This window comes from Halostella salina, assembly GCF_003675855.1.
GTDB lineage: Archaea > Halobacteriota > Halobacteria > Halobacteriales > Natronoarchaeaceae > Halostella > Halostella salina.
On the sequence record NZ_RCIH01000001.1, the window covers coordinates 110016 to 123365 of the forward strand.

Genomic DNA, 13350 nt, shown 5'->3' on the forward strand with positions numbered 1-13350 from the left:
GCGGCTGCCGGTCGATCAGATGCCCTGCACCGTCTCGATCAGGCCGAGCGTCTCCGCCGTCATCCACGCGAGAAAGACGGCGTACAGCGCGAGGAAGCCGACGGCCTCGCTGTCGGTGAGTTCGAGGTGGGTGCGGGTGAAGACGATGAACACGATCGTCGCGAACGCGAGAAACCCCATCGTCGGGATGGTCGCGAGGAAGTTGATCGTCGCCGACCCGGCGAGCAGGACGCCGACGGGGATGGCGACGAGGAGGTTGAACGTGTTGCTCCCGAGCACGTTCGTGAGGCTGGTGACGCTCTCGTCGTCCCTGGCGGCGCGGACGCTGACGACGGCGTCGGGCAGGCTCGTCGCCGCGGCGATCACGGTCAGCCCCCACAGGAAACTCGGCGTTCCGAACGCCGCGCCGAAGGCGAGGACGGCCCGGACGAGGCCCTCGACGCCGACGGCGATGACGACCAGCGAGACCGCGAGCGTGGCCCACTCCCGGCGCGTGTCGACCTCGATCGTGCGGGACGGCACGTAGTCGCGAGTGTCCTGATACTGGAGGAAGACGTACACGCCGTACGTCACGAGCGGCATGGCCGCCAGCGCCGGCGTGAGGACCGCCGCCTCGTTCGTGCCGCCGGGGACGTACGTCGCGCCGAGGGCAAAGGTGATAAAGAGGACGAGGACGCTGATAATGTAGAACTGGGCGTCCTTGTGGACGATGTCCCGCGTCGCCTCCAGTTCCTCGCTGGAGAACGCCGACGCCGCCGGGATCACGAGCAGGTTGAAGATGGCGCTCCCGACGATGGTGCCGACCCCGAGCGCGAACTCGCCGTGGACGAGGGTGCCGATGACGACGGAGCTCAGCTCCGGGAAGCTCGACCCGACGGCGACCACGACCGCGCCGTGCACGGCGACGGGGAGGCCGTAGTGCTTGCTGAGGCGCTCGGCCGAGCGTTCGAGCGCCACGCTCCCCTTCCAGATGACGGCAGTCGAGACGACCGCCAGCGCGGCGTACGCGAGGAGTCCGACCATCCGTTGGCTCGTCCGTCTCGCCCCGCGGACTAAGGTGTTCGTGACGGACGCGGGCGACGGGTCAGCGGTCGGCGACGGCTTCCTTCCGGCCCGACACCTCGTCGGGGTCGAGCCTGTAGTCCTCGAACGGCACCTCCTCCCGCGGCCGGTCGAAGATGTCGACGACGGGGATGTGGACTCCCCACAGGCCTTGCGTCGCGGTCGAGTCGTAGGGCTCGTCGGCGAGCGGTTCGAGCCGTCCCGTCGCCACGACGCTCCGCCACCCGTGGTCCGTGTCCCGATGGACGACGACGGTGACCGGCCTGTCGACGACCGCGCCCTTTCCCCCGTTCGACGGCGACGAGAGCCGGAAGTAGAACTCACCCGCGTCGGCGTTGTAGCCGTACGACACCGGCAGCGAGAACGGCGGCTCGTCCCCGCCCGCGCCGAACGAGACGACGCCGGTCCCCCCGTCGCCGAGCAGTTCGTCGCGCTCCTCGTCGGTCATCTGGACCCAGCGGAGGTCGCTCATGGATCGGCGTACGATACCATACAGCATAAGCGGGCCGGGGTACCTGTGCCCGACCGTACCTGTCGGCTACGCGGTGTGTGTCGCGCCGCCGTCGACGACCAGCGACTCGGCGGTGACGAAACTCGCCATGTCGCTGGCCAGGAACAGGACGGCGTCCGCCACGTCGCCGGGCTGGCCGAACCGCTGAAGGGGGATCGCCTCCCGGGTCGCCTCACCCTCCTCGGTGCCGACGATCGGCGAGTCCTCCGTCGTCATCGCCGTCTCGATCACGCCCGGGTGGACGGCGTTGACGCGGACCCCTTGCGGGCCGAGTTCGGCCGCGAGCGCGTACGTGAACAGCCGGATCCCGCCCTTGGCCGTGCAGTACGGCGTCAGCCCGCCGTACCCGCGTATTCCGGCGACGCTGGAGACGTTGACGATGCTCCCGCCGCCGTTGCCGGCCATCCGTTCGGCGGCGAGTTGCGACGCGAAGAAGACGCCGTCCTGGTTGACACGCATCAGCTGTCGGTACTCGTCGGGCTCCACGTCACCGATCGGGGCCTGCGGGCCGACGATCCCGGCGTTGTTGATCAGCACGTCCACGCCGCCGTACTCCTCCGCGGCGTCCATGGCGGCGGTCAGGTCGTCGTGGTCGGTCACGTCACAGGAGACGAACGTCGCCTCGGCGTCCGACTCCTCGCGGACGACCTCGTGTGTCGGGTCGCCGCCCTCCCGTGGCTCCTCGCGCAGGTCGGCGACGACGACCGCCGCGCCCTCCCCGGCGAACCGCCGTGCGATCGCCCGTCCGATACCGCTCGCTGCCCCGGTCACGACTGCCGTCCGGCCGTCAAGTAGCGATGGCATACCGCACGGCCCACGCCGAGACACATCTTTCTCGGGGGTACCTTTCGAACCGCCCGAGAGCTCCCGACGCGAATCTACTTGACGCTGTTCCTCGACGTTCGAGCGGGGGAAGCAGATGGGGATCAGCAAGCGGCGCGGTCGACGAGCAGAAACGGACACGGCCGGGGGGCCGGTCGTGAGCCGACGCCGCGTGCTCGCGGCGTCCGTGGGGGCCGCGGCGGGAGCGACGGCCGTGGGGAGCCGAAGGGGGTCGGCACAGGAAGCCGTGACGGTCGAACTGGTGGACTTCGCGTTTGAACCGGGCACGGACGACCCGCTGGTCGTCGCGCCGGGGACTACCGTCCGGTTCGTGTGGATCACCGACAACCACAACGTCGTCGTCGATTCCCAGCCGGAGGGTGCGGGCTGGGAGGGGCACGAACCGATAGAGAACGCGGGGTTCGAGTTCGAGCACACGTTCGAGACGGCGGGCGAGTACGCGTTCTACTGTTCGCCTCACCAGTCGCTCGGGATGGAGGGGACCATCGAGGTCCGCGAGGGCGGCGCGCCCGCCGGGGAGGGCCCGGTTGGGGATCTCCTTCCGGACCCTGCGCTGACGGTCGCCATCCTGAGCTTCGGGGCGTTGCTGTTCGTCACGTTCTTCGTGTACTTCTTCAGCAAGTACGGGGGCGACTACGGCGAGTAACCCACCCCGACGGGTATGTCGGTGCGCGTCGTACGCCGTCCATGCCGACGAACGTCCTCGTTCCGATGGACTACTCCGACCTGTCGAAGAAGGCGCTCCGGCGGGCGCTCTCGCTGCATCCCGACGCGGCGATCACCGTCCTCCACGTCATCGACTGGCACACGAGCGACCTCGGTCCCGGCGGCTGGGGCGACTCGCCGAACACGTTCGAGGACTGGCTCGCCGAGGCCCGGGAGCACGCGGCGGACCTGTTCGACGAGGCCGAAGCGATCGCGGCGGAGTACGACACCACGGTCGCGACGGACACCGCAGTCGGCGACGACGCCCGACAGATCGTCCAGTACGCCGAGGACCACGACGTGGACCTGGTCGTGATCGGGAGCCACGGCCGGTCGATCCCGGCCAGGGTCCTTCTGGGGAGCGTCTCGGAGACGGTCGTGCGCCGCGCGCCGGTGCCCGTGATGGTCGTCCGCTGACGGTGACGACGCTCACGGGGAGGGTCGGCCGGGTCAGGTCAGCAGGAGCGCGACGAAAAACAGGAGGACGGCCTCGTTGACGACCCACGAGTTCGCCTCCATCCAGCCCCTGGCCCGCGGCATGAACGCCGCGCCGCGCTCCCCGAACGCGAGCAGGACGAGCGACGGCAGCGCGAGCAGCAGGAGTGTGGCGAGGACGAACGGGACGGCGTCGGTCAACGGCGCGCCGCGGGCCGAGAGGAAGGAGCCGACGGCGACGGCGGTGAGGATGTCCGTCGGGAAAACCCCGAGCAGGAGAAACCCCAGCCTGAACGAGAACCGCGGGCTCGCGCCCGTCAGCTTCCCCATCCACGCGGGCGGTTCGGCCTTCGCCCGGTTCCGGTACACGTTGGCCATCGCGACCAGAAGGACCACGAGGATCACGATGTCGAGCGTCCCGCCGGAGAGGCCCTCGCGGGCGGCACCGTCGCCGAACGCATAGCCGAGCGCCACGACGGCGGTGATCGACACCGCGGCTCCGAGGACGTACGCGGCCGAGTTCGCCCGCCAGCGGTCGCTCGTCGCGAGGAAGACGGCGCTGAGCAGTTGCGGGCCGGCGACCATCACGACGGCCAGCGGGAGCACCCGTAGCTCGCTCATCCCTCTCCCTCCCCGGTCCGGCTCCGACGCCCCGAGCGTGTCGGCGGCACGGCCGCTGTTCCACGGCCACGCGCATAAACGCGGGCGGCCCCGGCGGCTGGCACGGCTCACAGTCGTCGGCCCCGTCACCCGATGCGTATCCGGTCCGTGCCGGGCGGCCGACGCCCGGCAGAACATATATGCTTTCGATTCCCCTAGCGGCGTCCATGGATTCCCCGTTCGCGGTCCTCCGGGTCGACCCGACCGCAGACGAGGAGGAGATCGAGCGAGCGTACCGTCGCCGGGTGCTGGAGACTCATCCGGACCAGAACGGGTCCACTCGCGAGTTCCGCCGCGTGCAGGCGGCCTACGAGGCGATCAAGTCCGAGCGCGGACTCCCCGGACGCACCCACGCCGGGAGCGACCCCGACCCTGACCCCGACGCCGCCGACGCTGACGCCGACAGTCCGGACGGGCGCGAGAAGACCCGCGTCGAGTATCTGAACTACGAGGTGCTCGACGACTACGGTTGGTCGCTGGACGACGACGACCTGTTCGAGAAGGCGTCCGACGAGGGCCTCACGTCGTCGGCCGACTGCGGGCGCTTCCTCCACGACACGCCCGGGTCGCTCCTGCAGGGTGCCGAGGACTGCGGGTTCACCTGGCCGTACTCCTGTCGCGGCGGGGCCTGCGCCAACTGCGCCGTCGCGGTCACCGAGGGCGAACTGGAGATGCCGGTCGACCACATCCTCCCCGAGGAGCTGATGGACCAGGGGATCCGGCTCTCCTGTGTCGGCCAGCCCGTCACCGACGAGCTACAGGTCGTGTACAACGTGAAACACCTCCCCGACCTGGACGACCTCCTGCTCCCGCCGCGCTCGTTCGACGGCGCGGCCGGCAGCGACTGATCCCGGCCGTCGCGGCGGCTGGCAGCCGGGTCGCCGGAAGCCGTCGCGGGTTGCCGCAAGCCGAACCCCGAAACGTCGGAGCCGAGACCGGTCAGGTAATGGACCGACGCGGCTGGGAACTGCTGGGCGTGACGACGGCGGCCTTCTTCGTGACGATGGTCGCCCGGCTGTCGCTCTCGCCGCTCGTCCCCGACATCATGCTCGCCTTCGACGTGTCGAAAAGCGTCGTCGGGGTGGCGCTGTCGGGGATGTGGGCCGCCTACGCGCTGTTCCAGTTCCCCGGCGGCGTCCTCGCGGACCGCCTCGGCGAGCGCCGTGTCGTCCTGCTGGCGATGGCGGCGACCGGCGGCGCGTGTGTCGTCCTCGCGGCAGCGCCGACGTTCCCGCTGTTCGCCGCCTTCGCGGTCGTCCTCGGCGCGTCGGCGGGGCTGTACTTCACCGCCGGTACGTCGTTTCTCACGTCCCAGTTCGAGAACACGGGCCGCGCGCTCGGCGTCCACGAGATCGGCGCGTCGGGGGCGGGGCTGGTCGCCCCCGTCGCCAGCGCGTACGTCGCCGCACGGCTGGACTGGTGGGCCGGCCCGCTCGTCCCCGCGGCGATCGCCCTCGTCGTCCTCGTCCTGTTCGCGTGGTTGGTGCCCGAGACGCCGGCCTCCGCGCCCGACGTGACCCTGTCCGACCAGGTCGATGCCCGGCGGCTGCTCGACCTGCTCTCCCGGCCGAGCATCCTCTTCACGACCGTCGTCGCCATGGTGGGCTTCTTCACCTGGCAGTCCTTCGCCTCCTTCTTCCCGACGTTTCTGGAGGAGTACGCCGGACTCACGACGGGCGAGGCGAGCCTCATCTTCGGCGTCGTGTTCGCGATCACCGTCGTCACCGCGCCCGGGCTCGGCTGGGCCTCGGACGCGACCGGCCGCGACGCCGCCATCGCCGCCTCGCTTGCCTCCGGCGTCGCCGGGTACGCGCTGTTCCTGTTCGTCGGTGGGCCGGTCGCGCTCGTCGCGGGAAGCGTCCTCGTCGCCCTCGGGCTCAGCTGGCCCGGCGTCGTCAACTCCCGGTTCATGGACCACCTCGCGCCCGACGAGCGCGGGACCGGGTTCGGACTCGTCCGGACGGTCGTGTTGCTCGTCAGTTCGCTCGGCAGCGGCGTGACGGGGACGCTGGCCGAGGAGGCGGGCTGGCTGGCGGCGTACGGCCTCGTCGCGACGCTGCTCGGGCTGGTCGTGGTTCTACTCGTCGGCAATCGTGCGCTCGGGATCGACGCGTAGCGCGGCGGTGCGACTGCCGGGCGCTCGGACGGACAAACGGTCCGTCTCAGGCGGCCTCCAGCGTCTCCTCGTCGACGAACTGCGCCTCCCACTCCCGGCGGTCGGCGATCTCGCGACGGCCGCGGCTCGTGAGGCGGTACTCGTTCGTCCGGCGGTCCTTCTCGCTTTTCTCGACGAGCCCCTTCTCGACGAGCGTGTCGAGGTTCGGGTAGAGCCGCCCGTGGTGGATCTCCGCCTCGTAGTAGTCGTCCAGCACCTCCTTGATCGCGAGCCCGTGTGGTGCCTCTTGCCCGGCGACGGCGTACAGCAGGTCGCGCTGGAACCCGGTCAGGTCAAACATTGTGTCCCAATATATCGATAGTAACATGTTTGCACTTAAACATCAGGGTGCGAACGACCCGCAACGGGGGCGACGCCCCGGCTCGCGGGGTCCACGGCGTTCCGCGATCGGTTGCCGACTCGAACCGCCGTGCCCGCGTTGTCACCTTCAGTACGCATAAACCCGCGGCGGCCCGACCGCCTCGTATGACCGACGACATCGTCGTCTCGCGCGAGTGGCTCGCGGCCCACCGCGACGAGGTCCGGATCGTGGACGTCCGCGACGCCTGGGAGTACGACGGGATCGGCCACATCCCGGGAGCGGTCAACGTCCCGTTCGACCGGTTCCGGAGCGAGAGCGAGGAGACGGCGGGCATGCTCCCCGGCGCGGACGCGTTCGCCGACCTCATGAGCGAGGCCGGCATCGCCCCGGCCGACACCGTCGTCGCCTACGACGACACCCACGGCGTGTTCGCCGCGCGCTTTCTGGTCACCGCGCAGGTGTACGGCCACGACGACGTGCGACTGCTGGACGGCGACTACAGCGCGTGGAACCTGGAACACGCGACGACGACCGACGCGCCCGCGGTCGAGCCGACCGACTACGTCGCGGACCCGCCGGCGGACTCGATCCTCGTCGACCACGAGGCGGTCCGGGAAGCGATGGACGCCGACGCCGTCCTCGTCGACACCCGCGACGACTGGGAGTACGAGGAGGGCCACATCCCCGGCGCGGTCAATCTGGACTGGAAGGAGCTCGTCGACGACGAGACGCGCGGGCTGAAACCCCGCGAGGAACTGGAGACCGTTCTCGACTCGTACGGCATCACGCCGGACCGGCGCGTCGTGCTGTACTGCAACACCGCCCGGCGGATCAGCCACACGTACGTCGTCCTGCGTCATCTGGGCTACGAGGACGTGGCGTTCTACGAGGGGAGCCTCACGGAGTGGACCGACGTTGGCGGCCCCGTCGAATCCGGGTCGTAGCCGGCCGACGCGGTCATCCTCCGTCGTGTTTGTGCGGACGAGGAAAACAACCATATTTGTCGCCGCCCGTCGTTGGGACAGAGGGATGACAGCGCGGAGTACCCTCCTCGACGCGCTCGGTGCCGTCCGCCGGCAGGTCACCCGTCACCGACTTCGCGTCGCCTTCGCCGCGGTCGTCGCGCTGTGTGGCGGCGTCATCGGCTTCGCCGCCGTCACGGGGTCGACGACGGCCAACGCCGAAGCGGTCCCCGAGGCCCCGCCGACGGAGAACCACACGGTCGTCACCGAGTCGGCCCGGTACGGCACGATCATCGCGTACGCCCCCAACGGGAGCGTCGCCTACTACAACAACAGCCACACGAAGTACTTCGACGTCGACCCCGTCGAGGGGCGGTCGATGACCGTCGAGTACACCGCCGTCGACACGCTGGTCACCGAGAGCGAGCGGTGTCGCGACCCGCCCTGTACCCGCAACGTCATCGAGCGGGTGAACATCTCCACCGGCGAGGTGACGGAGGTCGTCAGCCGCTTCGACTACCGGGAGATCGCGGGCGAGTGGCACGACCACGTCCGGGTCAACGAGACGCACGTTCTCGTCGCCGACATGGCCGACGACCGGGTGTTCATGCTCGACACCGCGAGCGGCGTCGTCGACTGGGCCTGGAACGCCCAGAGCGAGTTCCCCGTCGACGAGGGCGGCCACTACCCCGGCGACTGGACCCACCTGAACGACGTGAGCCTGCTCGACGACGGCCGGGTGATGGTGAGCCTGCGCAACCAGGACCAGGTCGTGTTCATCGAGCCCGATGCGGGCCTGAACGAGTCGTGGACGCTCGGGAGCGAGGGGAACCACTCCCGGCTGTACGAGCAGCACAACCCCGACTACATCCCCGAGGAGCGCGGCGGCCCGGCGGTCGTCGTCGCCGACTCGGAGAACGGGCGCGTCGTGGAGTACCAGCGCGAGGGCGACGGCTGGACCCGGACCTGGGAGTGGTCGGACGCCCGGCTGCAGTGGCCACGGGACGCCGACCGCCTGCCGAACGGGAACACCCTCATCACCGACACGAACGGCGGCCGCCTCGTCGAGGTGAACCCCGAGGGCGAGGTGGTCTGGGGGGTCGAACTCTCACATCCCTACGACGCCGAGCGCCTGGGGACGGGACCCGAGAGCGCGGGCGGTGAGAGCGCCGCGGCGCTCGGTCTCGAATCGCAGACGCGTGAGAGCGCCGGCGGACAGGGGTACGACTTCCGCGGGTTCGGTCCGGTGGTGCGCTTCCTCCGGGACGTGACCCCGCCGCGGGTCGTCAACGCCGTCATCTACGTCAGCCCGACGTGGCTCGGTCCGGCGGAGATCGGTCCCGCGGTGGTCGGGACGGTCGCCGCCGTCTCCTGGGGCGGGCTGGAGGGCTGGTGGTTCCTCCGGTCGCGGAACGTCGGTCTGCGGTCGCCGGTGTACCGGGAGGAGGAGTGATCCGCGGGCCGCCGCGCGTTCGGCACTACCCCGACAGCGCGTCGTACACTGGGTAGACCAGCGTCCACAGCGACGCGAACGCCGCCCCGACGATCACGACGGCCGCGAGAACGTCCGTGTCCGGCCGCGGTCCGGCGACGAGCGCCCACAGCGTGGCGACGGGGAGGACGACCGCCACCGCGAGGCTCCCCAGTTCGACCGCCGCGAGCCGCGGGTTCGCGCGCAACTCCGCGAGGAGGCCGGCGTCCCCTCCGTCACCGTCGGCTCCGTCCGGGTCCACGGTCGCGTCGGCCGCCGCCCCGCCGTCCTCGGTCGCCTCGTCCATGCGACGGCCTGTGTCCCCGACGCACAAAACGCTCCCGGGGGCGCCCCGAGGGAAAGACCTACCTGCGACACGAGCGTTCCCTCGGGCATGACCGAGGCCACCGCGGTGGATCTCGACTTCGGCGACGACGGCCTGATCCCCGCCGTCGCGCAGGACGCCGACTCCGGCGAGGTGCTGATGCTCGCCTACGTCTCCCGGGAGGCGTTCGAACGCACCCGCGAGACGGGGCGGGCACACTACTACTCGCGGAGCCGGGACGAACTCTGGGAGAAGGGTGCGACCAGCGGCAACGTCCAGACGGTCGAGGAGGTGCGCGTCGACTGCGACGGCGACAGCCTGCTCTACGTCGTCGACCAGGAGGGCGGTGCCTGCCACACCGGCTACGAGTCGTGTTTCCACCGGACGGCCGACGGCGAGGTCGTCGGCGAACGGGTGTTCGACCCGGACGAAGCGTATGAGTGACCGCGCGGCCGAACTGGCGGAGGCCGACGAGGCGGTCCACGAGGCCGAGGCGGCCGTCGTGGAGGTCGGCACCGACGCCGTCGAGACGGTCGCCGACGCCCACGGCGAGCTGACCGACCTGCTGGAGCGCTACGAGGACAGCGCCACCGGCACCGGCGATTTCAAGGCGTACGTCGAGTTCCAGGACGCCGTCGCCGAACTCGTCGAGGGGCTGCCCGACGACCTGCCGAACCGCGACGCCTTCGAGTCGGCGCTGGAGATCCTCGACCAGCGCCGCCTGAGCGAGGACGACTTCGCCGCCGCCCGCGAGGCGCTCGCCCCCGCGGCCGAGACGGCGCGCCTGCTCGACGAGCGCGACCGCGCCGTCGCCGAATACCGCGAGGCGCGCAAGGCCGCCGCCCGCCGGAAGCGGACCGTCGAGGAGCGGATCGAGGAACTCGAACGGCTGGTCGAACTCGGCGACGCCGACCTCGACGCCCCCGTCGAGCGCCTGCGGGAGCCGGTCGAGGCGTACGACGACGCCGTCCGCGAGGCGTTCCGCGAGTTCCGGAGCGAGGAGAGCGCCCGCGAGGTGCTCGAACTGGCCGTCGCCGCCGAGCGCTACCCCCTGGTCGACCTGGACGCGCCGCCCGAGGACCTGCTCGCCTACGTCCGCGAGTCGCCCGCCGGCGAGGAACCGGTGCCGACGCTGCTCGACTACGCTGACTACTCGCGGTCGAAGCTCGACCACTACGTCGACGACGCGGCCGAGCTGAAACGGCGGGTGGCGACCCGGGAGACGTACCTCGAACGGTTCGACGCCGAGCCCTTTACCGTCGGGTGGCCGCCGCCCGAGGCCGACGACCTCTGGTGGCGCTCGCGGGAGCTGATCTCGCTCGTCTCCCGCTTTGCGCCCGAGGCCGTGGTCGCGAAGCTCCGCGAGGTGCGGGCGCTGACCCGCGAGGACGACTACGAGCGCCTGCGGACCGCCGCGGTCGCCAGGGACCAACTCGGTCCCGACGAGCGCGAGCGCCTCGCGGAGGGCGACGTGGCGGCCGAACTCGACGAACTGCGGGCCGAGCGCGACGCGCTGGACGAGGCGCTGACCGAGTACCCGGACCGGTGAGAAACGGCGGCCTGTGGCGATCCCTCCCCCCGTTCAGACCCCGGTTTTCGCGTCCTCCAGCCGCTCGGCCATCCCGTCGGCGAGCTTCGCCGCGCGGCGCTGGTCGCGGGCCTCCGCGTAGATGCGGACGAGCGGCTCGGTGCCGCTGGGTCGGGCGAGCACCCAGGCGTCGCCGTAGTCCAGCCGGTAGCCGTCGGTGGCGTTGAGTTCGGCGTCGGCGTCGGCGGCGCGGGCCTCGGCGGCCGACAGCATCGCCCGGCGCTCGGCGTCGCCGTCGTACTCGATGTTCCGGCGGACGTTGTAGTAGTCGTCGTACGGCGCGACGACCTCGCTGGCGGGGCGGTCGGCGATCAGTTCGAGGAACCGGGCGGCGATGTACGCGCCGTCGCGGGCGAGCCGGTAGTTCGGGAAGAAGACGCCGCCGTTGCCCTCGCCGGCGACCGGGACCGACGCGCCCTCGGCGCGAAGCTCGCGGATCCGGGAGATGATGTTCGTGCTGCCGATGGGGGTGAGTTCGAGCGACGCGCCGGCGGCCTCGACCACGTCGACGAGGCGCTGGGAGACGTTGACCGCGGAGACGGTCGTGTCGCCGGCCTCCAGTTCGGCGGCGGCCAGCGCGGCGAAGGTGGCGTCGCCCTCGATGTACTCGCCGCGTTCGTCGTAGAAGATGGCGCGGTCGGCGTCGCCGTCGTGGGCGACGCCCAGGTCGGCGTCCGTCGCGGCGACCAGCCGGCCGAGGTCCCCGAGGTTCTCGGGGATCGGCTCGGGGTCGCGTCCCGGGAAGTGGCCGTCCGGCTGGGCGTTGACGGTGACGACGCGACAGCCCAGCTCCCGGAAGAACTCGGGGTTCGTGAGCGCGCCGGCCCCGTGGCCCGGGTCGACGGCCACGGTGAGGTCGGCGTCGGCGATCCGCTCGCCGTCGACGGCGGCGTGGAGCGCCTCCGTGTAGCGCCGGCGCGCGCCCTCGACCCGGCGGGCGTCGCCGGTCGCGTGCCACGGCACCGTCTCGGTGCGCTCGGCCAGCAGCGTCTCCTCGACGCGCTCCAGTTCGCCGACCGACAGCTCGACGCCGTCGGCCCCGAACAGCTTCATCCCGTTGAACTCCGGCGGGTTGTGCGACGCGGTGATCATCAGCGCCGGCACGCCCTCGCTCTCGGCGTAGGCCTGCAGCCCCGGCGTCGGGACGACGCCGAGCCGGTCGACGTCCGCGCCGACGCTCGCCAGACCGCTCGCGGCGGCGTCGGCGAGCATCCGGCCCGTCTTCCGCGTGTCCCGTCCCACCGCGACCCTGTCGGCCCGCCAGACCGTTCCCGCCGCCGTCGCCACCCGCAGGAGGAACTCGGGTGTCACCGTCTCGTTGACGACCCCCCGCGTTCCGCTCGACCCGAACACTTCCATTATCTACGCTTCCGGATGCGTCCCTCAAAGTGGTTCCGAAGCGAGGGCGGACGCGCCGCCCCGCGCCCGGGACGAGGGCGGAACGCTTTCCGTGGTGGCCCCCGACGCCCCCGGCATGGTCAGCATCGACGAGAAGCGGGTGTACGGGGACCGGGCGGGCGAGACGACGGCGTACGTCGCCAGCGGGCAGGGCGTCGCCGCCGTCTCCGTCTCCGACGACCGCGTCGGGGAGTACGGCATCGACCACGCCTGCACCGCCCTCGACATCGCGGCCGCCGACGGGCAACTGGCCGCCGCGACGCCGACCGACGTGCTCGTGAAGGACGGCGAGTCGTACGACCAACTCGGCTTCGGCCCGGCCGTCGCGGTCGGCTTCGACGGCGACGCGCTCGTGGCGGTCGGCCCGGACTGGTCGGTCGCCCGCACGACGGAGGCCGGCGAGTGGGAGTCGGTCGGTGCGGTCGACAGCCCCGTCCGCGCCGTCGACGGCGACCTGGTCGCCGCCGAGGACGGCGTGTACCGTGTGCGTGACGGCGGGATCGACCACGTCGGACTGGACGACGCCCGCGACGTGTCGACCCCGGGTACGCCGCTCGCCGGCACGGGCGACGGACTCTACCGGCTCGGTGCCGGCTGGATGTCACAGGTCGACGGCGAGTTCCGGCTGGTCGCCGCGGCACGGGACGCGTCGCCCGGCGAACTCGGCCGCGCCCACGCGGTGACCCGGGACCACCTGTACGCACACGCCGACGGCGAGTGGACGGTCGTCGACGTGCCGGCGGACGACCCCGTCGCCGGCGTGGGCTACGGACCTGACGCGACCTACGCCATCGCGACGGACGGCACCTTCCTCGCGGACGCGGGCGACGGCTGGCGGACCCAGCCGCTCGGCCTGACGGAGATCGGCGGCGTCGCGGTGCCGTAGCGGCGGCTCCGCGGTGGCTCCGTCGCG

16 protein-coding genes are annotated in these 13350 nt (G+C 71.4%); 9 read left to right on the top strand and 7 right to left on the bottom strand.

Annotation, left to right across the window (positions count from 1 at the left end; all coding sequences use genetic code 11):
• Positions 1-15: 15 nt before the first annotated feature.
• From D8896_RS00615 to D8896_RS00625, 3 genes are all read right to left on the bottom strand, one after another.
• Positions 16-1023, bottom strand: a complete 1008-nt coding sequence (locus D8896_RS00615) for a sodium:calcium antiporter (RefSeq protein WP_121820137.1) — start codon at positions 1021-1023, stop codon at positions 16-18.
• 61 nt (positions 1024-1084) lie between these two features.
• Positions 1085-1534, bottom strand: coding sequence for a pyridoxamine 5'-phosphate oxidase family protein (locus tag D8896_RS00620; protein ID WP_121820138.1), 450 nt, complete (start codon positions 1532-1534; stop codon positions 1085-1087).
• A gap of 66 nt (positions 1535-1600) precedes the next feature.
• Positions 1601-2377 (bottom strand): SDR family oxidoreductase, encoded by a 777-nt coding sequence (locus D8896_RS00625; protein WP_121820139.1) that lies wholly within the window; start codon positions 2375-2377, stop codon positions 1601-1603.
• 175 nt (positions 2378-2552) lie between these two features.
• Between D8896_RS00625 and D8896_RS00630 the strand changes: the two genes are divergently transcribed.
• Together D8896_RS00630 and D8896_RS00635 are read left to right on the top strand one after the other, a co-directional pair.
• Positions 2553-3062: a plastocyanin/azurin family copper-binding protein gene (locus D8896_RS00630; RefSeq protein WP_205596738.1), complete on the top strand. Its 510-nt coding sequence runs from the start codon at positions 2553-2555 to the stop codon at positions 3060-3062.
• A 41-nt stretch (positions 3063-3103) separates the two neighbouring features.
• Positions 3104-3538: a universal stress protein gene (locus D8896_RS00635; RefSeq protein ID WP_121820141.1), complete on the top strand. Its 435-nt coding sequence runs from the start codon at positions 3104-3106 to the stop codon at positions 3536-3538.
• Between the two features lie 33 nt (positions 3539-3571).
• Here D8896_RS00635 and D8896_RS00640 read toward each other — a convergent pair whose 3' ends face one another.
• Positions 3572-4177, bottom strand: coding sequence for a GAP family protein (locus D8896_RS00640; RefSeq protein WP_121820142.1), 606 nt, complete (start codon positions 4175-4177; stop codon positions 3572-3574).
• A 206-nt stretch (positions 4178-4383) separates the two neighbouring features.
• On the opposite strand from D8896_RS00640, the gene fer reads away from it, so the two are divergent.
• Positions 4384-5064, top strand: a complete 681-nt coding sequence (fer, locus tag D8896_RS00645; RefSeq protein ID WP_121820143.1) for a ferredoxin Fer — start codon at positions 4384-4386, stop codon at positions 5062-5064.
• A 98-nt stretch (positions 5065-5162) separates the two neighbouring features.
• Complete coding sequence (locus D8896_RS00650; RefSeq protein WP_121820144.1) at positions 5163-6332, top strand: MFS transporter; 1170 nt, start codon at positions 5163-5165, stop codon at positions 6330-6332.
• Positions 6333-6378: 46 nt separating this feature from the next.
• Here D8896_RS00650 and D8896_RS00655 read toward each other — a convergent pair whose 3' ends face one another.
• Positions 6379-6672 carry a PadR family transcriptional regulator gene (locus tag D8896_RS00655; RefSeq protein ID WP_121820145.1) on the bottom strand — a complete coding sequence of 98 codons (294 nt, stop codon included), beginning with the start codon at positions 6670-6672 and terminating at the stop codon, positions 6379-6381.
• Between the two features lie 185 nt (positions 6673-6857).
• On the opposite strand from D8896_RS00655, the gene D8896_RS00660 reads away from it, so the two are divergent.
• Positions 6858-7637, top strand: coding sequence for a sulfurtransferase (locus D8896_RS00660; RefSeq protein WP_121820146.1), 780 nt, complete (start codon positions 6858-6860; stop codon positions 7635-7637).
• Positions 7638-7722: 85 nt separating this feature from the next.
• Complete coding sequence (locus D8896_RS00665; protein ID WP_121820147.1) at positions 7723-9108, top strand: arylsulfotransferase family protein; 1386 nt, start codon at positions 7723-7725, stop codon at positions 9106-9108.
• A 25-nt stretch (positions 9109-9133) separates the two neighbouring features.
• Here the strand turns inward: D8896_RS00665 and D8896_RS00670 are convergent, their stop codons facing one another.
• Positions 9134-9433, bottom strand: coding sequence for a hypothetical protein (locus D8896_RS00670; protein WP_121820148.1), 300 nt, complete (start codon positions 9431-9433; stop codon positions 9134-9136).
• A gap of 87 nt (positions 9434-9520) precedes the next feature.
• Between D8896_RS00670 and hisI the strand changes: the two genes are divergently transcribed.
• Positions 9521-9895 carry a phosphoribosyl-AMP cyclohydrolase gene (gene hisI / locus D8896_RS00675; protein ID WP_121820149.1) on the top strand — a complete coding sequence of 125 codons (375 nt, stop codon included), beginning with the start codon at positions 9521-9523 and terminating at the stop codon, positions 9893-9895.
• Positions 9888-11000, top strand: coding sequence for a DUF7118 family protein (locus D8896_RS00680; RefSeq protein ID WP_121820150.1), 1113 nt, complete (start codon positions 9888-9890; stop codon positions 10998-11000). The genes hisI and D8896_RS00680 overlap by 8 nt, the downstream gene beginning before the upstream one ends.
• A 33-nt stretch (positions 11001-11033) precedes the next feature.
• On the opposite strand, the gene glmM is transcribed toward D8896_RS00680, so the two are convergent.
• Positions 11034-12398 carry a phosphoglucosamine mutase gene (gene glmM / locus D8896_RS00685; protein WP_121820151.1) on the bottom strand — a complete coding sequence of 455 codons (1365 nt, stop codon included), beginning with the start codon at positions 12396-12398 and terminating at the stop codon, positions 11034-11036.
• A gap of 115 nt (positions 12399-12513) precedes the next feature.
• On the opposite strand from glmM, the gene D8896_RS00690 reads away from it, so the two are divergent.
• The gene (locus D8896_RS00690; RefSeq protein ID WP_121820152.1) at positions 12514-13323 is read left to right on the top strand and encodes an HVO_0234 family beta-propeller protein; all 810 of its coding nucleotides are present in this window, start codon (positions 12514-12516) and stop codon (positions 13321-13323) included.
• Positions 13324-13350: the final 27 nt, after the last annotated feature.

Coding starts and splice junctions, on each gene's coding strand:
- D8896_RS00615 (WP_121820137.1), bottom strand. CDS start 1,023: ATGGTCGGACTCCTCGCGTACGCCGCGCTGGCGGTCGTCTCGACTGCC.
- D8896_RS00620 (WP_121820138.1), bottom strand. CDS start 1,534: ATGAGCGACCTCCGCTGGGTCCAGATGACCGACGAGGAGCGCGACGAA.
- D8896_RS00625 (WP_121820139.1), bottom strand. CDS start 2,377: ATGCCATCGCTACTTGACGGCCGGACGGCAGTCGTGACCGGGGCAGCG.
- D8896_RS00635 (WP_121820141.1), top strand. CDS start 3,104: ATGCCGACGAACGTCCTCGTTCCGATGGACTACTCCGACCTGTCGAAG.
- D8896_RS00640 (WP_121820142.1), bottom strand. CDS start 4,177: ATGAGCGAGCTACGGGTGCTCCCGCTGGCCGTCGTGATGGTCGCCGGC.
- fer (WP_121820143.1), top strand. CDS start 4,384: ATGGATTCCCCGTTCGCGGTCCTCCGGGTCGACCCGACCGCAGACGAG.
- D8896_RS00650 (WP_121820144.1), top strand. CDS start 5,163: ATGGACCGACGCGGCTGGGAACTGCTGGGCGTGACGACGGCGGCCTTC.
- D8896_RS00655 (WP_121820145.1), bottom strand. CDS start 6,672: ATGTTTGACCTGACCGGGTTCCAGCGCGACCTGCTGTACGCCGTCGCC.
- D8896_RS00660 (WP_121820146.1), top strand. CDS start 6,858: ATGACCGACGACATCGTCGTCTCGCGCGAGTGGCTCGCGGCCCACCGC.
- D8896_RS00665 (WP_121820147.1), top strand. CDS start 7,723: ATGACAGCGCGGAGTACCCTCCTCGACGCGCTCGGTGCCGTCCGCCGG.
- D8896_RS00670 (WP_121820148.1), bottom strand. CDS start 9,433: ATGGACGAGGCGACCGAGGACGGCGGGGCGGCGGCCGACGCGACCGTG.
- hisI (WP_121820149.1), top strand. CDS start 9,521: ATGACCGAGGCCACCGCGGTGGATCTCGACTTCGGCGACGACGGCCTG.
- D8896_RS00680 (WP_121820150.1), top strand. CDS start 9,888: ATGAGTGACCGCGCGGCCGAACTGGCGGAGGCCGACGAGGCGGTCCAC.
- glmM (WP_121820151.1), bottom strand. CDS start 12,398: ATGGAAGTGTTCGGGTCGAGCGGAACGCGGGGGGTCGTCAACGAGACG.
- D8896_RS00690 (WP_121820152.1), top strand. CDS start 12,514: ATGGTCAGCATCGACGAGAAGCGGGTGTACGGGGACCGGGCGGGCGAG.